Source organism: Segetibacter sp. 3557_3, assembly GCF_004354985.1.
In the GTDB taxonomy this organism is placed as follows: domain Bacteria; phylum Bacteroidota; class Bacteroidia; order Chitinophagales; family Chitinophagaceae; genus Segetibacter.
In genome coordinates, this window is sequence record NZ_SMSK01000001.1 from 921,425 (window position 1) to 943,479 (window position 22,055).

Genomic DNA, 22,055 nt, shown 5'->3' on the forward strand with positions numbered 1-22,055 from the left:
ATCCGCCTAAGTTAGTGCATGAGCGCTGCAATATCAGCCACAAACGTGTTGGTATTCGCACACCGCCATTGCGACGAAGGAAGCAATCCCATCTTTCCACACCGTCATTGCGACGAAGGAAGCAATCCCATCTTCGCACATCGTCATTGCGATGAAGGAAGCAATCCCTTGTTTTAACATAGTGAACCCTCGCCTAACGATGAACGATAAATGCATTTCCGCGCACAATCCGCAATCCCATGTCGGCACCGTCATTGCGACGAAGGAAGCAATCCCTTGTTTTAACATCGCAAGCCCTCTCCTAACGATGAACTATGAACAATGAATGCATTTCCGCGCACAATCCGCAATCCCATGTCGGCACCGTCATTGCGACGAAGGAAGCCATCCCTTGTTTTAGCATCGCGAACCCTCGCCTAACGATGAACTATGAATGATGAATGCATTTCCGCGCACAATACGCAATCCCATCTCGGCACCGTCATTGCGCCGAAGGAAGCAATCCAATCTTTGCACATCGTCATTGCGACGAAGGAAGCAATCCCATCTTTCCACACCGTCATTGCGACGAAGGAAGCAATCCCTTGTTTTAGCATCGCAAGCCCTTGTGATAGCAGTCAGCTAACGTAATGCGGATCGTCATTGCGACGAAGGAAGCAATCCCTTGTTTTAGCATCGCGAATTGGGGCCTAACGATGAACGATGAATGATGAATGCATTTCCGCGCACAATCCGCAATCCCATGTCGGCACCGTCATTGCGCCGAAGGAAGCAATCCCTTGTTTTAGCATCGCAAGCCCTTGTGATAGCAGTCAGCTAACGTAATGCGGATCGTCATTGCGACGAAGGAAGCAATCCCTTGTTTTAGCATCGTGAACTGTTGCCTAACGATGAATGATGAATGCATTTCCGCGCACAATCCGCAATCCCATGTCGGCACCGTCATTGCGACGAAGGAAGCAATCCCTTGTTTTAGCATCGCGAACTGTTGCCTAACGATGAACTATGAATGATGAATGCATTTCCACGCACAAGCAATCCCATGTCGGCACCGTCATTGCGCCGAAGGATGCGCTCCCTTGTTTTAACATCGCAAGCCCTCTCCTAACGATGAACTATCAATGATGAATGCATTTCCGCGCACCCCAACGGAATCCCCATGTTCGTACCTTCATCAGGACGAAGGAGTGAATCCTCGTTCTAACAAATCAACTTCTCAATTTGTCTTTCGACTTTTTACTTTTGACTTTTTACTTTTTAATTTTCCCGCTATGATGATCCACTTAATCGATGGCACCTACGAATTGTTCAGGCACTTTTATGGACAGCGTCGCTTTAACAAGGGTAAGGATAAACCATTCGGTGCTGTTGTTGGTGTACTCAACGGAATTTTGGCAATGATCGAAAAAGGTGCGACCCACCTCGGGGTTGCCACGGATCATGTAATCGAATCATTTCGAAACGAGCTCTGGCCGGGTTACAAAACAGGTGAAGGCATTGACCCTTCCCTGTTGGCACAGTTCCATCCGCTGGAAGAAGCGCTGGCGTTGATGGGGGTTGCCGTATGGCCCATGGTTGATCTCGAAGCTGACGATGCCCTTGCATCAGCCGCACACCTTGCTGCAACCGATCCCCGGGTGCAGAAAATATGTATCTGGACTCCCGATAAAGATCTCGCACAATGCGTACAGGAAGACTATATCGTGCAGGTTGATGGCAAAGCTGAAGCCATCCGGGATGCAACAGCCGTGATCAGAAAATTTGGTGTAGCACCCCCACTGATTCCCGACTTCCTGGCGCTTGTAGGCGACAAGGCAGATGGCTTCCCCGGTATAACGGGCATAGGCAAAACCGGTGCAGCACGTTTGTTAAACCAATATGGACCAATTGAAAATTTCCCCGAAAATGTGCTCGGTGCACACCGCAAAGACGCATTACTATTTAAACGCCTGGCCAAGCTGCGAACCGATGAACCGTTGTTTAAGAATATCGACGAGTTGCATTGGCAGGGACCAACCGCAGCTTTCGAAGTGTTTACACATCAGATCGGCGAAGCCCGCCTGCTCGAACGGGCAAATGTTGCAGCAGCAAATCTCAACAGCAAAGATTGATTATTCGAGACGCGATCGTACAGCCCGGGTAAAATACCTATCGGAACCAACACCGGGTAGGTAGCAGCACACACCGTTACATAGTAGACTGCACATACGCGTAAGTGAGTATTTTGAGAAGGGTGGCAGCATTGCCATCAGGTGGTAGCAGGCAAAAAAGGATGACTAAGTTGTGTCTTGCGGCCGGTATAAAGTAACGCCAAAAAAAAAGGCACTTAAAAAGTGCCTTGGTGATCCGGCTGGGACTCGAACCCAGGACCCATACATTAAAAGTGTATTGCTCTACCAACTGAGCTACCGAATCTCGTTCTTTATGGTTATTTAGAACTACCCTGTTTTTATTAGGGAGTGCAAAAATACAGGCTACATTAGTTCCACCCAAATTTTTTAAAACATTTTATTTTCAAGCCATTCGCGTACATGCTTAATCTCGAACAAGTCAATTATTTTTACCACCTCAAATGTAGCTTATGGCCTATTTTACCAATAAGGTTGTTGTCGTCACCGGTGGAAGTGAAGGCATTGGCAAGGCCCTGGTCGACCTGTTGCTCGAGCGCGGGGCAAAGGTGGCTACCTGCGGCAGGAACTACGATAAGCTTTACCTGCTGCAAACCCTGCACACCCGGAGCCAGTTACACATCTTCGCGGCCGATGTAAGCATTGAACATGAATGCCGCAACTTCATTGAGTCAACGATAGCTACATTTGGAACCATCGATATCCTGATCAACAACGCCGGCATCTCCATGCGGGCACTGTTTAAGGAACTCGAGTTGGAAACTATTCGCAAGCTAATGGATGTAAACTTCTGGGGAACGGTTTATTGCACCCGGTTCGCACTTCCCGAAATCATCAAAAACAAGGGCACCATTGCAGGCATATCATCTGTTGCAGGTTTCCGTGGCTTGCCCGGACGAACAGGCTACAGCGCCAGTAAATTTGCGGTTACCGGCTTCCTGGAGTCACTTCGGCTTGAGCTCATCGGCGATGGGGTAAATGTTATGTGGGTGTACCCGGGATTTACTTCCAGCAATATTCGTAATGCCGCCCTCAACAAAGACGCGCAGCCGCAGGGTGAAAGTCCCATGGACGAGGGCAAGATGATGACGGCAACAGAATGTGCCAACCACATACTCGATGCCATCTCCAAAAGGAAAAGAACACTTTTACTCACCTCCATCGGCAGGCAAACATATGTGCTTGCCAAATATTTTCCGGCACTTGCCGATCGGCTTATCAGGAAATTCTACTTTAAAAAAGGCAAGCTGGTTCAATAAGCCGATTTTCAAAGAACAGCAATTTTCATTTGTCAAATGTGCATTCAAGGTCATTACCGGTTTATTTACGCACACTTCCTGAATGTTGCCGGTTGCACGTCGAAATTTGCGATCGCGTTGCATTGTATTTAACCGGTTCATTTTAAATCCACTTACACTCAGCGGGATCGTTGCGCTATACAAATGCCGGTTAAATGAGCAACTGCCCTACTCCGCTGCTTCGTATCCAATAGCGTTGATCAATTCACATCGAACTTACGTATGCCTATAATTACACTTACAACAGATTTTGGCCAGCAGGACTACCTTGTCGCTGCAGTAAAGGGTCAATTGTACAGTGCAAACAGGAACCTTACTATTGTCGATATATCGCACCAACTCTCTTCTTTTAACTATCCACAAGCCGCTTATTTTTGCGACAGTGCCTTCCGGTATTTCCCGTCCGACACCATCCACGTTATTCTCGTGAACATGTTCGACGACAAACCCACCCGTATGTTGCTGGCTTGCCATAACGAGCAATACATCGCCTGTGCCGACAACGGCCTGCTCACCATGATTGCAGATGGAACGCCTTCGGAGGTAGTGGCCTTACCCTTGCCTGAAAGTATGCTTCCAACAACGCTAACCTGCACCATGGTTATTGCAAACGCGGTGCAGGAAATTGTTCAGGGAAATACGCTGAAACATATCGGTAAGCCAGTCACCTCAATCGTGGAAAAGCTCCGGCTTAAATATGTGAACAGTCCTACAACCATGGAGGGACAAATCCTGTACATCGACAACTTCGAAAATGTAATCGTAAACATCACCAAAGACGATTTCGACAGGGAAAGAAATGGCCGTTCGTTCAAAATTGTTTTCAAACGCGATGAGGTGATCGATACCATCAGCGAGTCGTATGCCGACGTCATGCAAGGTGAAAAGGTGGCGTTTTTTAATTCTGCCGGCTACCTCGAAATAGCCATCAACAAAGGCAATGCGGCGGGCCTCTTTGGATTACAGGGTTTCTCCGAAGCTATGCAAAAGCAGTCCATTGCTTTGCAGAATAAATGGTTCTACCAAACAGTAAAAATCTTTTTCGAGTAATGCTCATACGAATTGTAAAAATGACCTTTCGGCCCGATGGGGTCAGCGACTTCACGCAATTGTTTGAAAGCCGCAAGCACCTTATCAGGAACTACGCCGGTTGCAATCACCTTGAGCTTTGGCAGGATCAATCCGACAGCCGTGTGTTCTTCACCTATAGTATCTGGGACCGTCCTGAAAGCCTGGAGCAATACCGCACTTCACATTTCTTCAACGAGACCTGGCAACAAACTAAGAAGTTGTTTCAGGCAAAACCCGAGGCATGGTCCGTCAATCAACTCGCCGTAATACAATAGCCATTAACTTTATGGCTACACCTTACTCCTGCTGATGAAATATTTGTTGAAGCCTGTACAATGGATCTACTGCGTTTATGCTTTAATCACCTTTGCAGCAATAATGCTTCTTGCCCTGCCCTTTGTTGTAATAGCATCATTTCTTGGCGCAATCAAAGGCGGAAATTTCATTTACAAAATTTGTAAAGTCTGGGGTATTTTATGGTATGCCCTGGTTGGTGTATGGCATAAAAACATTTACGAAAAACCGCACAACTTCAACGACCATTTCATCTTTGTAGCCAACCATACTTCCTACATGGACATACCCGCAGTAATCATGTGTATGTATCAGCCCGTTCGCGTATTGGGTAAGTATGAAATGGTAAAATTTCCCATCTTTGGCTACATCTATAAATGTGCGGTCATCACAGTCGATCGAAGCAGTTCGGAGCGTCGTGCACAAAGTGTTCGCCAACTTAAGGCAGCACTTCGTAAAAACATTTCAATATTCATCTTCCCCGAAGGCACGTTTAACGAAACCGGTGCACCATTAAAAAACTTCTACGATGGTGCATTTCGTATTGCCATCGAAACGCAAACACCTATCAAGCCGCTGTTGTTTATCGATGCAATCGACCGCTTGCATTATCGCAGTATTTTCGAACTTACACCAGGCCCTAACCGGGTGGTTTATCTCGAGGAAGTTCCGATCGAAAATCGCACCATGCACGACCTCCCCGAACTCAAAAAAAAGGTTTACGATATCATGGAAGCCGGCCTTCGCAGGTATCGCAACTATCCTGATGTTGATGCTGCTGCCGTTAACCAACCCCGTAAACAAGGGTAGCCTCTGTAGCGGAATTTTTTGGTTGCAGGCAATTGATCCCTGATGGAGCAATGGTTGCGACGCTCCGTTCAACGGCATCCCATTGTGCATCAACCCGCTCCACAACACCAGAATATAACCAGGTTACCCCAGGTATGATTGAATGAAGCAACAATCGTCATCCATCAAGGCAGCATGCCTTAAATTACTTTTCTACAAAAAGTTGATCATAAGCTAAAGCTTTATATCTTATCTGGATTGGCGTTAAATTCGCGTTCACCCATGACAGCTCCCGATAGTAATCCCAGCCTGTTTTCCGATGAACCCGCAGTTCCCCTGCTCCCGCTGGTTGAACAGGAACGGCCGGGCGAGCCGCAGCTGTACGCAGAGGTGATTATACCCCTGGCTTTACCACGAAATTATACCTGGTCGATACCCGCCCAATTCAGGCAAAGCATTCAAATGGGTAGCCGTGTAGAGGTCGTTTTGGGAAAACACAAGCGATACGCAGGAATTGTAAAAACAATCCACGGCCGAAAGCCGGCAGCTTTCCAACCAAAAGAACTGTTGAATGTACTCGACAGCGACCCGCTGGTATTCGGCCACCAGCTGGCTCTCTGGAAGTGGATCGCCGAATATTACATGTGCAGCGAAGGCGAGGTCATGCAGGCTGCCCTGCCTTCTCACCTGAAGCTTTCGAGTGAAACAATACTGAGCTTCAACGAAGCGTTTGGCGACGATTTTAGTGGTATGTCCGACGAAGAATTCCTGGTGAGTGAAGCCCTGCTGTTGAAGAAAGAACTCCGGCTTAGCGAGGTTCAGGACATCCTGGACATTTCCCATGTATATCCCATTATCAAGAAACTTATCGATAAAGGTGTGTGTGTTGTTTGGGAGGCACTTAAGGAAAAGTACCGCGAGAAGACGGAAACCTACGTTGTACTTAATCCAACATACAACAACGAAGAGCAACTATCTCAACTCCTCAACAACTGGAGCCGCGCGCCAAAGCAAATGGAACTGTTACTGGCCTACCTGCACCTCGTGAAAACAGTGGGAGAAGTAACCCAGCCGGAACTCCTTAAGAAATCAAATGCATCGCCGGCACAGCTAAAGGGGTTAGCAGATAAAAACATTCTCTTTCTTCAAAAACGTTCCACTGACAGAATACAAAGCCTGCCAAAAGATGTAACCATCGACTTTGAACTCTCCGATGCGCAATTGCTTGCCGCCGACGAAGTGCTTAATGTATTTAACGACAAAGTTGTTTGCTTGCTCAAGGGGGTTACAGCAAGCGGCAAAACGCAGATTTACATCAAACTCATCGAGCAATTCATCAAGTCGGGTGACCAGGTGCTTTACATGCTGCCCGAAATAGCCCTAACAGCGCAAATCATCCGGCGTCTGCAAAAACACTTTGGGGGCTTCATCACCATTTATCATTCAAAGTTTAACCCCAATGAACGCGTGGAAATCTGGAATAAAATAAAAACCGGCGAAACAAAGGTCATTCTGGGTGCAAGGTCTTCCCTGTTCCTGCCATTTAAGAAATTGGGCCTGGTGATCGTAGATGAAGAGCACGATCCCTCATTTAAGCAACAGGAACCAGCGCCACGCTACCATGCACGCGACGCAGCCATCTACTATGCCTCCTTGTTTAATGCAAAAGTACTACTGGGCAGCGCCACTCCCTCAATCGAAAGCTATTACAATTGCCAGTCGGGCAAATATGGACTGGTAACATTAACCGAACGTTTTGGCAATGTAAAGATGCCCGATATCGAGCTCGTTGATGTTAAAACCGTAATGACCAAAGACCGCAGTAAAGTGATTTTATCACCCCGCCTTATAGAAGCCATTACCGATAGCTTGCAACAGGAAAAACAGGTCATTCTTTTTCAGAATCGTCGCGGTTATTCACCTTACCAGATCTGCGGCACTTGCGGCTGGATACCGCAGTGTGAAAACTGTGATGTAACCCTCACCTATCACAAGGCAAAAAATAAGCTACAGTGCCATTACTGTGGTACCACTTATCCTGTGATTCTTACCTGTGCAGCATGCGGCAGCCACAACTTTATGCAGAAGAATTTTGGCACCGAAAAAATCGAAGAGTCACTAACCGAAGCTTTTCCGCAAGCAAAGATTGCCCGTATGGATTACGACAGCATTAAGGGTAAACACGATCATGATGCGCTGATTAAACTATTTGAACAGAAAAAGCTTGATATACTTGCAGGCACACAAATGGTGGTGAAGGGCCTAGACTTCGAACATGTGAACCTGGTTGGCGTTATTGACGCGGACGGCATTCTGAACTTTACCGACTTCAGGGTTAATGAGAGGGCCTTCCAGCTGATGGAACAGGTTAGTGGGCGTGCGGGTCGCAGGGATCAGCAGGGCAAGGTGCTCATCCAGGTCAATAATGTTAAGCATCCGGTACTGCAATTTGTAAAGGATCATGATTATGAATCCATGTACGCGTTTGAGATTGAAAACCGGAAAAACTTTGCCTATCCACCGTTTACGAGAATCATTCAAATCACCTTTAAACATAAGGAGAAAGTAGTTGCAGAAGAAGCAGCAAACATTATGTCGCAGGCACTTTTGGCAAAGTATGCAAACTACCTGAGCGGCCCGGCAGAACCCGTAGTGAGCCGTGTACGCAATCAGTACCTGATGGAATTATTATTGAAGCTTCCCAAAGATGCCCCGCTGATCCACCAGTGCAAAAGGGACATCCTGCAGCAACAGGCCATCATCCAATCGAACAAACGTTATCGCCAGGTACACATCATCGCCGACGTCGACGCCGTATAGTTCTCCGCCGCTCGTGTCTGTCATTTCCCTTGTGTCAATCCTCCCGCTCGTGTCTGTCATCCCGCTCGTATCTGTCATCCCGACGAAGGAGGGATCTCTATAAAAATGATGAAGTCTGAACGATGAATGATGAGCTATTCGCGAACTGTTATTAGACGCAGCAGGAGTCTCAGCTCTCATTCCATCATTGCACCGGTTGGTTTTCAACTCAGGTGTCATTGCAAAGAAAAGGGGATCTCATCGCGGTCTGAACAGTTCCGCAGAACTACAATCCACATTCAGCGTATAATACCGTTTACTAAGTTTGTCGGCGAAAATGGGGTGAATAAAGCGATGCGGTAAAAGTGAGTGACACCCCCGTCCGAACCGGTTCCTCCGGGCGGGCGTCCGAACGGGGTTCATCCGGGCCGGCAACGATGGAGAATAGCATTCCTGCAGCTGGTCACCAAAAAATGATTTGAAGTAACCGGCGTTAACTTAGCATACAACATACTACAGAATCCCCACCCTTTCTCCTCATCCCAGAACCTACTCATAACTCTTAACTCATAACTCTCAACTCCATACCCTTCATCCAACATTTAGCATACAACATTCAACATAACCCCAAACCTTTCCCCTGATTACAAAGCCCACTCATAACTCTTAACTCATATTTCTCAACTCCATACCCTTCATCTAACATTTAGCATACACATTCAACATAACCCCAAACCTTTCCCCTGATTACAGAGCCCACTCATAATGCTTAACTCATAATGCTCAACTCTCTACTCCTCATTCAACATTTAGCAGACAACATTCAACATAGCCCTAACCGCTTATCTCATCATACCGGTAAACCTTAACCCCGGATACACTTGATTTTGCTACAGCAACCATCTTTTGCGCGACTGTTGCCGCTTCAATGGCCCTGAACTTTCGTAGCGGACCCATCATCATGAATCCGAATACATTCATAAGCACCTTTCCCACCTTTTCACCAAGTCTAAACTCGTTTCGTTCGCCAAGCAGCATCGAAGGTTGAAAGATGTGTACCGCCTGGAACGGTAATGTTTTGACTGCTTCTTCAACACTACCCTTTAAGCGCAGGTAATGGTTTCGGGATTTTGCATTTGCACCAACAGACGACACCAACAAAAAGTTTTTGTATCCACGCCCTGCAGCCGCCGTCGCGGCACCAACTGGAATATCATAGTCGATCCTGCGATAGGCTTCCAGGTCGCCTTTTACCTGCTTCAAGGTGGTTCCTATACAACAGAACAAACTGTCGCCTGCCCCAAGCTTCTGTTGCAGCTCCGCCTTGTCCTCAAGATTACATATTACCACTTGCAGCCTGGGATGCTCAATCTGTATTGGCTTTCTTACCAATACCCGTACCATTGTAAAGGTCTCGTCTTGCAGCAATAATTTTAAAACATGACCACCGGTCAACCCCGTAGCGCCTAAGACCACTGCCGTTTGTCCGACCATAATTTGCTATTTTGTGTTGGAATTCACTCCATGCAAATTCAAGAAAATATTTCACTTAAGCCTTACAATACTTTTGGCATTAACGCTACTGCAAAACACTTTGCCCCTTTCGCCGATGTTGATCAACTTAACCAGCTGTTGGACCTGAAGGGAACAGGTAGTCCCCTGATACTGGGTGGAGGAAGCAACATGTTATTAACCCGGGACCTCGATACCCTGGTGCTGAAAAATGAAATCACCGGAATTACAATAACCGGTGAAGACGAAAACCATTTTTACGTTACCGCGGGCGGCGGAGAAAACTGGCACAAGTTCGTATTACACTGCATTGATCATGGATATGCCGGTGCCGAAAACCTAAGTCTTATTCCGGGTAGCGTTGGCGCCAGTCCCATGCAAAACATAGGTGCTTATGGGATGGAACTAAAAGACATCTTCTATCAGCTCGAGGCCTTCCATATCGCCGATCGTCAACTGGTTCATTTCAAGCTGAATGATTGCAGGTTTGGATACCGCGACAGTGTGTTTAAGGGAAAGTACAAAAACCAGTTTGTGATCACGAGTGTCACTTTCCGCTTGCTGAAAACACCAAAATTTAATATCACCTATGGCGCGATTCAGCAGGAGCTGAATGCTATGAACATTAACGACCTGAGTATTCGTGCCGTATCGCAAGCGGTTATCAATATTCGCCGCAGCAAGCTCCCGGATCCGAATGTTATTGGTAATGCCGGAAGCTTCTTTAAAAATCCAAGTGTTCCAACTGAACAATTCGAGGTGTTAAAACGAAACTTTCCCGGTATAGTTGGCTTTTCAAATGGCAGTAATTACGTGAAGCTTGCCGCCGGTTGGCTGATCGAACAATGTGGATGGAAGGGTTACCGCAAAGATGATGCAGGATGTTATGATAAACAGGCGCTCGTGCTCGTAAATTATGGCGGTGCTTCGGGAACCGACATCCTTGCTTTATCTACCGAGATTATGCATAGTGTAGAAAAGAAATTTGGCGTACTACTCGAGCGGGAAGTGAATATTATATAGCTAATGCAGCGTTTTTTGATCATCGGTGTTCTTAATGAGACAATCGATACAGTATGAAGAAGATGTTGCTTTCGTTATGCACCATGATGGTGCTTTCAGGTACGATCATGGGCCAAAAAGCGGCCAAAGTAGTTTACGCGGAACTTGGCGGTCCAGGCCTTGCTTCAATCAACTACGACATGCGCTTTGCCAAAAGGGAAGATGGCTTTGGTTTTCGTGCTGGTGTTGGTGGATTTTCTATTGATAATACAAGCATTTTACTGGTCCCGCTTGGCGTGAATTATATTGTAAGCAAAGACAAAAGAAACTACTTCGAAACCGGCGCGGGGGTAACATTTGTCAGCGCTAACGAAAATGATCCGTTTTACTCCGACGATAGTCGTTTCAGGGGCACCTTCGGACACTTAAACATTGGCTATCGCCTGCAACCTGCAGATGGCGGTTTCTTTTTTAGAGCTGCGGTAAATCCCATTTTTGGTAACAACGGCTTTTTCCCATTTTACGGAGGAATTGCGTTTGGTTACAAGTTCTAAGTGACTGCAAGTGAGATTTTATTCTGCTACTGCTTTCATACAAGATTAAACGTGACAAGCTCAAGCGATATACAACGGTAATTTTTACCTGATACCATAGAAAAGGCCGGCAACGAATAAATCGTTCCGGCCTTATTATAGTATTGAAGTTCCTATGCGAGCACTGGTATTTTGCCTTTCTTAATACCGTACAAAGCGAAGCACACGATCCGGGAGTCCTACCTGAAGTCGTCGTCGGTCAGGTCATCTTCTTCCTCCTGCATCTGTCCGAGGTTCATCATGCTGCCAATAAGATCTTTAAACACAATCCTGCCCTCTATCATCCGCTTACTGATCAGCGAATAAGTCGCAAGTCCGTGTAGAACAAACTCCATCAACAGTGCGTTCTCCTTTTGGTTGGCTTGTGGAAAATGCTTCTTCACAAATGCATGTAGACCATCCACCTGGTAAAGCGCATTCACCTTTAGCGCATCAGTGCTGTCAAGGGTAAGATCGAGATGGTTACCGGCATCAAACCACCTTGTAATGGCTTTATACGGATTTTCATCCTCGGCTTTTGGGGCCTGGCTACCTTTGCCTGTTGTGGTAGGCTTTCTTTTTTTAGCAACTTCAGGATTTGGAAAATACTGCAGAAACTGGGTCCTGATTGCCTTGTCCAACAGGTTAACGGCAACCTGGTAAGGTCCTTCCTGCTCACCTTCGTATACCAGTTCTATTTTTCCGGTGATGGAAGGAATAATACCCATCAGATCGCTGATCCAAACCTGGGTTTGTGTTTCACTGTGAATGATTGCACGTCGCTCAGCACTGCTCACCGCATTTTCGTACGCAGCTATTGTTAACCTGGCGCTTACCCCGCTTTTCTTGTCGACATATTCATTGCTGCGGGCTTCGAAAGCTACCTGTTCGATCAACCGTTTTACCAGGTCGCTTACATTAACCCTGGTTAGCTGTTCTTCCAGCACATCTGCTTCCTGCTCGGTAATGGCCAGGGAGGTTTCAATGGTACGTGGGTAGTGGGTGAGTATCTGGCTTTCTATCCGGTCTTTCAATGGAGTCACGATACTTCCGCGATTGGTGTAATCCTCCGGGTTTGCCGTAAATACAAACAGAATGTCAAGCGGCATTCTTAATTTGAACCCCCGGATCTGGATATCACCTTCCTGCAGGATATTAAAGAGGGCAACCTGTATCCTGGCTTGTAAATCGGGCAACTCATTAATCACAAAAATTCCACGGTTACTGCGTGGAATGATACCATAGTGAATCACCAGCTCATCAGCAAAGCTGAGCTTGAGGTTTGCAGCTTTAATCGGGTCAATGTCACCAATAAGATCAGCCACACTAACGTCGGGGGTAGCAAGTTTTTCACCATAGCGTTCACCCCGGTGTATCCATTGAATAGGGGTGTTATCGCCTTCTTTAACAATGAGGTCTTTTGCAAACCTGCTTAACGGGTTAAACGGATCATCATTGATTTCACTGCCTTCCACCGTTGGAATGTACTCGTCTAATAAGTCGATAACCTGCCGCGCCATCCTTGTTTTCGCCTGTCCCCTTAAACCCAGGAACAGGATATTGTGGCGGCTAAGAAGTGCACGCTCTGTGTCTGGAATTACACTGTCTTCGTACCCTAGTATACCCGGAAATGGATTCTCTTTGGCCTTTATTTTCGTGATGAGGTTTTCTCTTATTTCTTCTTTTATGTTCCTGCTTTTGTAACCGCTCTTCTTAAGATCACCAAGTGTCTTAATTTTCTTTATGTCCATGTTTAAGTAATCAGCTGTTTAAATTGTAAATAAGTGTTTGATCTGAGTTTCTGTACCACATGTACTTTGTTGCGGATACATTATAGCGCGGCATTAGTAAACGGTTTTGCGTTTGCCACTTTCGAAATCTTTAAAAATAAATGAACCAAGTTTATCCAGTGAAGCAAAAAACGCCTTGCCATTATTGGTTTCGGTGAACTCCTGGACAAATCGCTGTAAATAAGGATCACTTGCGATCATAAACGTCGTAATGGTGATCTTTAGCTTCTTGCATTGCGCTGCCAGGTTTATACACCTGTTTACGACTTTGCGGTCGAGCCCAAAGCTGTTTTTGTAATACTTCTTACCAATCTTTAAACAGGTGGGTTTTCCATCGGTGATCATAAAAATCTGCTTGTTAGGATTTTTTCGTCTCCGCAACAGATCCATTGCAAGTTCGAGCCCCGCTACCGTATTGGTGTGGTAAGGGCCCACCGTAAGATATGGCAGGTCTTTAATTTCAATGGTCCAGGCATCGTTTCCAAAAACAACGATATCCAGGGTGTCTTTGGGGTACCGGGTAGTGATCAGTTCACTGAGCGCCATGGCTACTTTCTTTGCAGGCGTAATCCGGTCCTCGCCATACAGGATCATAGAATGCGAGATGTCGATCATCAGCACCGTAGAGGTCTGTGTTTTGTAATCGGTCTCCCTGATGTGAAGGTCATCCTCATGCATACTAAAGCTCTCCACCCCATGGTTGATCTGTGCCGTACGTATGCTTTCTGTAAAGTCAATCTGCTCCAGCGTATCGCCAAACTGGAACGGTCTTACGTCGGAACTTGTTTCGTCTCCGCCCCCCGGTTTAAAGGTGTTGTGGTTTCCCTGCTTCGACTTCTTGAGCTTACCAAAGATTTCTTCGAGGCTGCTTTTCCGGATCCCCTGTTCTGTTTTTGGTGTAATCGATATTGAACCAGTAGCAGGGTCTTCGTCCAGGTACCCCTTCTCTTTGAGTTCGTCCATAAAATCGCCCATCCCATAATCATCATCGGTAAGCTTGTATTGCTGGTCCAGTTGATTCATCCATTGCAATGCTTCACTTACATCGCCGCTTGTATAGGTGAGTAGCTGCATGAAAAGGTTCAGCAGTTCTTCAAAACGGGTTTTGCCTTCGAGGTTGGGGTCAAACTTTGTAAAACGGTGTCCTAACATATAGATTATTTTAAGGCGGCTGGGTTTGATGTTACAACATTTAAGCCATTCAAAAGGTTCAGGTTCCAGTCGTTGTCCATATGCCAGCCGGGGAGACAACCTCAACTATTGACCTTTTTTGAATGACATTCAGGCAGGGAAATTATGCAGCAGCGGGGTATTGTAAAACAGCAGACAAAATTAATCAGAAATAACGATATCCTGGCCAAATTACAATCCATTAGCCTATCTAAACCACAAACCTCTATAAAAAGAAAACCCCGCCCTTGCTTTCACACGGCGGGGAGAAAACAGCGGTTGCCCGCTTATTTTTTACCAGTATTCTTATGGAGTTTTTCCAGCATCTGTCCGGTCGGGTCTTGCAGCAGCTGGAGCCGGGGACGTATTGATATTGGCCCCCGTTTCAGGTGTCTTTGATGCAGTATTAAACATTTGCTCCATATTGTCGAGCGCACCAAGATACTGTTCAGCCGTTTTGCGATCATAATCCATCCATTCGGCTTTAGAACCATTAAGTGAGTTATAGAACTTGATCTGCTGTTGAAGGTCTTTTTTCACTGAGCTGGTAACCTTTTTAGCCAGCTCCTTTGCATCCGACCGGTAACAAGCTTCCAGGAACGCAAGCGAATTTCGGTTATGCTGGTTTCCACGGCTAATGTGCCCATATGGGAAATTCTCCTGCAACATCATCTTGTCAACTTTCTCCAGTGCTTTGCGCGCATCCTCTTTCCTGTTCTTAGAAGAAAGATCGTATGCCAGTTCAGTGTACGCACTACGAATAGAGTTCAGGTGGCGACGATTTTCTTCGTCGAAATAAACACCGGGGATATTTGCATTTCCAAAAGCAAACTTGTTCATGAGTTTGTCAACCATCCAGTCGGTATTCACCTGCTCGCCAACTACGGGCACAAGGCGGTAGGCAAGCCCGTCTTTCCTGAGATAGGAACCAAAGCCAAGCTCATCAAATGGCGATGTAAAGTAAATGGGTCGTGACCATTTGTTTGCGGCAATCACGTTCAGCACCGCAAGGTCATTTTTCATCAGGTTGTTTTTGCCTTCAGGAAGTTTAAACCGCATATCGGTAACAACGCTGTCGGCAGCAGTTACTGTCCCGTTTTGTTTAACTGCATTTACGTCTACAGGAACCGACACATTTCTTACGGGGAAGGTATTAATCATATCGCCACCGCCACCGCTCATCATCTTTGCAGGGTCATCGCTACCAACATAGTTTTTCATGAGGTCATAAAGATCGAAAAACTGGTTATCGCCAACGCCCTCAACAGGCCTGTACTGAATATAGTCGCGTTTACGTCCCTGCACCTGCTCAGGAGACCAAATGACATCGATCGGATTGCTTGCGTTCACCTTGTAACGAAGTTGGTTGATATACCAGTCGATACCCAATAAGCTATAGTTAATAACGCGGATATCCCGGCGAATGCCTTCAACTTCCTGCGCATACCATAACGGGTAAGTATCATTATCTCCGAACGTAAACAAGATTGCATTTGGTGCACAACTTTCGAGATAGTCTTTCGCAAGGTCACGCGCAAGTTGTTTCTTACTGCGATCATGGTCGTCCCACTCCTGGGCCGCCATTAAAACGGGTACTGCTAAAAGGCAAATAAGGGTAGCAAGATTCGTAGCAATGTTACCACTAAGCTTTTTAGAGAGCCAGTCTCTCACCTGTAAAACACCCAGACCAATCCAGATTGCAAAGGCGTAGAAAGAACCAACATAGGCGTAGTCACGTTCCCTTGGTTGGTTGCCCGCCTGGTTCAGGTAAAGCACAATAGCGAAGCCGGTAAAGAAAAACATCAGGAAGGTTACAAAAGCGTCTTTCTTGTCTTGTTTGGACTGGTAATACACACCAATTACACCCAGGATAAAAGGCAATAAAAACAGGGTATTATGGGCCTTGTTGTTTTTGCTGCTGTCCGGCATCAGGCTTTGATCGCCATACATGGTGTTATCAATAAAAGGAATACCTGTTATCCAGTTACCATCACGGATGTTACCGTTGAATATGCCTTGTACGTCGTTTTGTTTACCGGAGAAGTTCCACATAAAATATCGGAAATACATCCAGTAAAACTGGTAACCGGTAAAAAACTTCAGGTTATCACCAAAATTTGGATCGCGCTCATAACTTCCATCCTGCAAGCGGTTGATACCAAGGAACTGTGCGTAGTAATCGGCATGGCCCTGGTCGTTACTGGCATCCCAAACCCTCGGGAAAAGCATCTCCTGTGATGGGTCGTACACATAATGCCCATCTTTACCATTTTCAACATACCGGCCGTTTGCCTTTATGTATTTGGTAGAAGTTTCTTTATAGTCAACCGGCCTTGCAGTGAACTTTTGGCCATAGAGAAGTGGAAAATCACCATACTGTTCACGACCAAGATAACCCACAAGACTCATCGGGTTGTCTACATTATACATGTCAACTGCCGGGTCTGCACTACTGCGGATCATGGTGGTAAGATAGGTGCTATAACCAATAAGGATAAAGGCGACCGACCACATACCAAGACGAAGAAAACTCCAGTTGTTTTTGCGGGCAACTTTAAGTCCGTACCAGATAAGCACAGCAACCAACAGAAAGAAGAATATAAAACCGCTGAAAAACGGCATTCCGAAACTGTTCACGAAAATCCGGTCAAACAACCCGGCTCCGCTGATAGAATATTGAATAACTACTTTTTGAACGATACCCGTGATTAAACAGCCTATCAAAAAAGCCCATAAAACACCGGTTGTGGTTGTACGGTAACGCTTGTAATAGTACACCATTACGATCGCAGGAATGGTCAACAGGTTCAAAAGGTGAACACCGATAGACAGCCCCATCATAAAAAAGATGAACACGATCCAGCGATCAGCGTTCATCCCAGACTCTTTTTCGTGGTCAACGGCTTGCTCCCACTTGAGGATGGCCCAAAAAACGAGGGCAGTAAAAAAAGAACTCAATGCATAAACCTCGCCTTCAACTGCCGAATACCAAAAAGAGTCGCTAAAAGTGTAAGCAAGTGCTCCCACAACACCGGCACCCATAATGGCAAATACCTGGTTTTGGGTAAGATCACCCAGCGGAGTACCTTTTTGAATGATTTTTCTTGCGAAGTGAGTAATGGTCCAGAAAAGAAATAGAATGGTAAACCCACTGGCAAGGGCGCTCATGATGTTTACGGCCTTGGCAGCAGTGGCAGGATTATCACCAAAGAGGATAATGAAAAAACGTCCAAGTAAAACGAATAAAGGAGCCCCGGGTGGATGCGGAATCTGGAGTTTAAAAGCACTACTCACAAATTCGCCGCAATCCCAGAGACTTCCGCCTGCTTCCGCCGTCAGGATGTAAGTTCCACTTGCTATAATACACACGATCCATCCAACAATGTTGTTAATCCTGTTGAAATTCATATTGGTTTTGGGTTTTTAAAAGACTGGCGAAACTAGCTTAAAAACCGGAAAGACGAAAATGGAAATAAACCGAAGAAAAAGGTTTAACAAATCACGAAAACGTAGGCACCACAACGGTAAAAATGTATTGTTACCCCTCCACCTTGGAGGCTTAAACGGGCAAATAGGACATCCTTTAAATTCAAGCTTATGTTGAAGCCCAGGGAACGCTGGTAGTAGATGTCTCCCTTCAATTTAAGAAAGGCAAAAAAACGGGGGGGCACAAGATCAGGTGAACCTCAACGAGCAGTCAGCAAAAATACTGCTGTTCATATCCCTATAGGCCGAAAGCAGTATCGAGGTTTATGTCTCTAATGTCGCTTGAATGCCTAAATGAAAAAACCCCTCGGTGGAGGGGTTTAACAAATCTTAACGGATAAACTATTGCTTAACGAAGCGGGTTGCCGAATGGTTACCATTATTGTTAAAAACAAGAACGTAACTGCCCCGGCTTAGCTCGCTTACCGATAGCGCTGTTTGAATGGCTCCGGCTTCAACCGCGTATGATTTAACCTGCTTGCCTTCAAGGTCTATTATCCTGATAAAGGAGTTGGACTCTGCTTTTGGATGGGTGATCGCGAGGTTACCTTTTGTAGGATTTGGAAACACGGAAGCGCTAAGCACTTTCGCATTTTTCACCACTACAACAGGGCTATATTTTGCTGTACCATCTTTATCAACCATTCTCAAACGATAGTAATTGGTACCATCCTGAACACCGGCATCATCAAGGGTATAAATATTAGTGGCAGTTGAGTTTTTCGCGTTTACGAAAGCAATCTCGGAAAATCTTGCTGCGTTTTGGCTTCTTTCTACAGAGAAACCGCTAACATTATATTCGTTGGTGGTATTCCAGTTCAGCTGAGCTACTTTACCGTTCAACGATGCTTTAAACGATACAAGGCCCAAAGGCAATGGCTGAGGGTTGATGGTCAGGTCGTCGATTCTCCAGTTGGCAGTTCCGGCGGTAGCTGTACCTGCGCCATTATAACCGAAGATGCGAAGTGTTACAGGCTGCCCTGCTAAACCGGTCAGGTTCAGATCACCTGCATAACGCATCCATGTATTGTTATTGGTAAGAATAAAAGTAAGGCGATCGGTAGAGAAATTATCAACACTACTCCGGATGGTTACACCCTGTGGACCGGTTGCTGCTGAATTAGAACCAAATGAAATACCGGTTAAAACAACAGAATTGTTTCCCATTGGCGTAATTACTACCTGGAAGTAACCCGTTTGTGCAGGATCGAAACCCACAACTGGTGCTGCAAGGCCGGCGTTATTACCACCAGAGGCACCGGAATATCCGGAGGATGGACTGGTGTTCGTGATTAGGGTTGTGGTGCCGTTGTTGTTACCAACTGTTAACGGACCTGCGCTTACATTTGTGTAAGAGTTACTCGTTGGGTTAGCAGTGGCAAAATCCCAGTAGATTTGGGCACTTGCTGTAAACGAGGCAAACAATAAAAAGGCCGGTAAAAGGGTAAGTGTAAAGATTTTTTTCATACGTTATGATTTTGTTAAGCAAAGTAACGATATCCATCTGTACTAAGGTGATCTTTCCCGTTTAAAATCATGAAAGCAATATATTATTTTGTTGGTATTCCTAACCCCGAAAAGACAATTGTCTAACCCCATCAGCAATCCTATGAAAATTAGCTGGATAGCGCTATTGCTTTTTGTTTTTGTTGCAGTGCACAGCCCATCTCTTATTGCACAAAAAAAGCTTTCGCAGGTTTCGGGGCTTGTACTCGATGAGAATGACAAACCCCTGTTCAGGGTTAGTGTTGCCATTCTTGGCCGCGATAAGGGAACCTTCTCCAACGACTCAGGGCGATTTATCATACAGGTACCGCCACGAATGCCTTTCGCGCTGGTATTTAGCTTTACAGGTTACCGCCCGGTACAACGAAACTTCAATCTCGCCGAAGGTGAAGCGGAAACGATAACCATTAAACTTGAACCAACCCAATCAAGGCTGGAAGACGTATTAGTAAGAGACAACCGCGCCCGAACCGAAGCAGGGCGGATCAATATCGATCCGGGAAAGGCACTCCTGAATCCATCGCCCCTGGGCAACATAGAAAGCCTGATCAAAATTTTTGTCGGCAGCAATAATGAGCTAACGAGCCAGTATAACGTTCGTGGAGGTAGTTACGACGAAAACCTGGTATACGTGAACGACTTTGAAGTTTACCGCCCCTATCTTGTCCGAAGCGGGCAACAGGAAGGACTTAGTTTCATTAACCCTGAACTAACCGGCAATGTCAAATTTTACAACGGTGGTTTCCAGGCAAAGTATGGCGACAAAATGAGTAGTGTGCTCGATGTTGGCTACCGTAAGCCCACAAAGTTTGCAGGTTCGGCTTACTTCGGTCTCCTTGAGCAGGGGCTCCATCTTGAAGGAACAGATCGCGCGAAGCGGTTTACGTACCTCGTGGGAGTGCGAAACCGAAGCAACCGAAACCTGCTCAGCAGCCAGGATACAAAAGGAAATTATATCCCTTCATCCGCCGACCTGCAGGCGCTGTTGACTTACCAACTAAGCAACAAATGGCTAATTGAATTTCTGGGAAATGCATCCAGGAGTAAGTTTACCCTGTATCCTGAGGAGAGTAAATTATCATCTGCGGTTTTCTCCCCACTTTTTACCGCAAACCTGGCGTTAGACATTGCCTTCCAGGGCCAGGAAAAAGACCAGTACCAAACCAATATGGCGGGCCTTTCTGCAACCTGGTCGCCAAATAAAAAGGTTCGTCTGAAGTGGATGTTAAGCCGTTTCGAAAACAATGAGGCAGAAAACATTGATATCAGAGGTGCCTATCTGTTCGGAGAGCGGGATTTCGATAAAAGCAAAGCCACCTATGGACTCATTGTAAATCCACTTGGTGCCGGCATCTTCCAGAATTTCACCCGTAATAAACTCGATATTTCTGTCTGGAATGCCTCAGTAAAGGGGAGTATTGATAAGGGTAAGCATTTTATCCAGTTTGGTTCAGGCATCGATCGTCAACACATTAACGATAAGCTGCACGAATGGGAATACAACGACTCGGCAGGTTATTCTCTCCCCTATTCACCCAACGTAATAAACTTAAACAAAGTAACAAATGCACGGGCAGCTATCAACATTACAAGGCTAAGTGGGTTTATTCAGGATAACATCCAGTTTAGCGATACTTCCGGGCTGGGGCTTCAGTTGGGTGTACGCTATAACTACAACACACTAAACAATGAGCTGCTCGTATCGCCACGTTTGGGTGTTTCCTTCAAACCGCGAAACTGGAAAAAAGATATCATCTTCAGGGGTGCTGCGGGCAGATACGATCAACCGCCTTTTTACCGGGAACTCCGGCGATACGATGGTACAATTAACGAAGACTTACGCGCGCAAAAAAGCTGGCAGGTTTCAGCCGGGTTCGACTATGCCCTTACCCTGCTTAAAAGGCCTGGACGAATTACCACGGAGCTATATTATAAGCACATGAACGATGTTGTTCCCTACGACATCGATAATGTCAGGCTGCGATACTTTGGTGAAAACATTGCAAAGGCCTATGCTGCGGGTGCAGAAGTGCGATTGTTTGGCGAACTCGTAAAAGACGCTGAGAGTTGGGTCAGTATAGGCTTTATGAAAACGAAAGAGAACCTGGCAAATGATCAATATCAACGTTACGAGCTGAACGACCAGAATGTTGCTGTTGACAGCACATTGGTCGACGTAGGTTATTTGCGTAGGCCAACTGACCGGACACTTACGTTTGGTATGTTTTTCCAGGATTACCTGAGCACCAACAAAAACTTTAAGGTATACCTGAACACATTATATGGAAGCAACCTCCCCTACAATATTCCAGGCAGTGTGCGTTACCGCAACGCACTGGTCATCGATCCATATATCCGGATCGATCTTGGGTTGAGTGCATTGTTGCTTGACGGCGATAAATCTACCCGCCGGAGTCATAGTCCTTTCCGGGGCATCAATAATATATGGGCAAGCCTCGAAGTTTTTAATTTGATTGACCGCCCGAATACCATTAGTTACCTGCTGATAAAAGATTTTGCCAACAACACTTTTACGCTGCCCAACCGCCTTACACCAAGACTATTGAATCTTAAACTTGTTACCCGCTGGTAAACCGCAAAAGGTGTGATCAACCAGGATGAATCGAAAAGTGAACG

General features: G+C 46.0%; 15 protein-coding genes and 1 tRNA gene. 10 read left to right on the top strand and 6 right to left on the bottom strand.

What is annotated here, in order from left to right:
• The first annotated feature begins 18 nt into the window (after positions 1 to 18).
• Both EXU57_RS24965 and EXU57_RS03230 read left to right on the top strand, forming a co-directional pair.
• Complete coding sequence (locus EXU57_RS24965; RefSeq protein WP_165958012.1) at positions 19 to 177, top strand: hypothetical protein; 159 nt, start codon at positions 19 to 21, stop codon at positions 175 to 177.
• 1,094 nt (positions 178 to 1,271) lie between these two features.
• A complete protein-coding gene (locus tag EXU57_RS03230) occupies positions 1,272 to 2,111 on the top strand; it encodes a 5'-3' exonuclease H3TH domain-containing protein (protein WP_133266709.1) in 840 nt (279 codons plus the stop codon).
• A gap of 228 nt (positions 2,112 to 2,339) precedes the next feature.
• On the opposite strand, the gene EXU57_RS03235 is transcribed toward EXU57_RS03230, so the two are convergent.
• A tRNA-Lys gene (locus EXU57_RS03235) sits at positions 2,340 to 2,415 on the bottom strand.
• A 166-nt stretch (positions 2,416 to 2,581) separates the two neighbouring features.
• On the opposite strand from EXU57_RS03235, the gene EXU57_RS03240 reads away from it, so the two are divergent.
• The 5 genes from EXU57_RS03240 (at position 2,582) to priA (ending at position 8,401) form a co-directional block, all read left to right on the top strand.
• Positions 2,582 to 3,388, top strand: a complete 807-nt coding sequence (locus EXU57_RS03240; protein WP_133266710.1) for an SDR family oxidoreductase — start codon at positions 2,582 to 2,584, stop codon at positions 3,386 to 3,388.
• A gap of 261 nt (positions 3,389 to 3,649) precedes the next feature.
• Complete coding sequence (locus EXU57_RS03245; protein WP_133266711.1) at positions 3,650 to 4,477, top strand: S-adenosyl-l-methionine hydroxide adenosyltransferase family protein; 828 nt, start codon at positions 3,650 to 3,652, stop codon at positions 4,475 to 4,477.
• Positions 4,477 to 4,773 (top strand): putative quinol monooxygenase, encoded by a 297-nt coding sequence (locus tag EXU57_RS03250; protein WP_133266712.1) that lies wholly within the window; start codon positions 4,477 to 4,479, stop codon positions 4,771 to 4,773. The genes EXU57_RS03245 and EXU57_RS03250 overlap by 1 nt, the downstream gene beginning before the upstream one ends.
• Before the next feature lie 34 nt (positions 4,774 to 4,807).
• Positions 4,808 to 5,602, top strand: a complete 795-nt coding sequence (locus tag EXU57_RS03255; RefSeq protein WP_243745489.1) for a lysophospholipid acyltransferase family protein — start codon at positions 4,808 to 4,810, stop codon at positions 5,600 to 5,602.
• Between the two features lie 261 nt (positions 5,603 to 5,863).
• On the top strand, positions 5,864 to 8,401 hold the full coding sequence (gene priA, locus EXU57_RS03260; RefSeq protein ID WP_133266713.1) for a primosomal protein N': 2,538 nt from the start codon (positions 5,864 to 5,866) through the stop codon (positions 8,399 to 8,401).
• Positions 8,402 to 9,214: 813 nt separating this feature from the next.
• On the opposite strand, the gene EXU57_RS03265 is transcribed toward priA, so the two are convergent.
• A complete protein-coding gene (locus EXU57_RS03265; RefSeq protein WP_133266714.1) occupies positions 9,215 to 9,874 on the bottom strand; it encodes an NAD(P)H-binding protein in 660 nt (219 codons plus the stop codon).
• Positions 9,875 to 9,904: 30 nt separating this feature from the next.
• On the opposite strand from EXU57_RS03265, the gene murB reads away from it, so the two are divergent.
• Positions 9,905 to 10,915: a UDP-N-acetylmuramate dehydrogenase gene (gene murB, locus EXU57_RS03270; RefSeq protein WP_133266715.1), complete on the top strand. Its 1,011-nt coding sequence runs from the start codon at positions 9,905 to 9,907 to the stop codon at positions 10,913 to 10,915.
• Between the two features lie 53 nt (positions 10,916 to 10,968).
• Positions 10,969 to 11,448, top strand: coding sequence for a hypothetical protein (locus EXU57_RS03275; RefSeq protein ID WP_133266716.1), 480 nt, complete (start codon positions 10,969 to 10,971; stop codon positions 11,446 to 11,448).
• A gap of 218 nt (positions 11,449 to 11,666) precedes the next feature.
• Here EXU57_RS03275 and EXU57_RS03280 read toward each other — a convergent pair whose 3' ends face one another.
• The 4 genes from EXU57_RS03280 to EXU57_RS03295 form a co-directional block, all read right to left on the bottom strand.
• Positions 11,667 to 13,217, bottom strand: a complete 1,551-nt coding sequence (locus EXU57_RS03280) for a sigma 54-interacting transcriptional regulator (RefSeq protein WP_133266717.1) — start codon at positions 13,215 to 13,217, stop codon at positions 11,667 to 11,669.
• Between the two features lie 93 nt (positions 13,218 to 13,310).
• Positions 13,311 to 14,408 (bottom strand): vWA domain-containing protein, encoded by a 1,098-nt coding sequence (locus EXU57_RS03285; protein ID WP_133266718.1) that lies wholly within the window; start codon positions 14,406 to 14,408, stop codon positions 13,311 to 13,313.
• Between the two features lie 324 nt (positions 14,409 to 14,732).
• Positions 14,733 to 17,834, bottom strand: a complete 3,102-nt coding sequence (locus EXU57_RS03290) for a DUF2723 domain-containing protein (protein ID WP_133266719.1) — start codon at positions 17,832 to 17,834, stop codon at positions 14,733 to 14,735.
• A 420-nt stretch (positions 17,835 to 18,254) separates the two neighbouring features.
• The gene (locus EXU57_RS03295) at positions 18,255 to 19,379 is read right to left on the bottom strand and encodes a T9SS type A sorting domain-containing protein (RefSeq protein WP_133266720.1); all 1,125 of its coding nucleotides are present in this window, start codon (positions 19,377 to 19,379) and stop codon (positions 18,255 to 18,257) included.
• A 142-nt stretch (positions 19,380 to 19,521) separates the two neighbouring features.
• On the opposite strand from EXU57_RS03295, the gene EXU57_RS03300 reads away from it, so the two are divergent.
• The gene (locus EXU57_RS03300; protein WP_133266721.1) at positions 19,522 to 22,011 is read left to right on the top strand and encodes a TonB-dependent receptor; all 2,490 of its coding nucleotides are present in this window, start codon (positions 19,522 to 19,524) and stop codon (positions 22,009 to 22,011) included.
• The last annotated feature ends 44 nt before the right edge of the window (positions 22,012 to 22,055 follow it).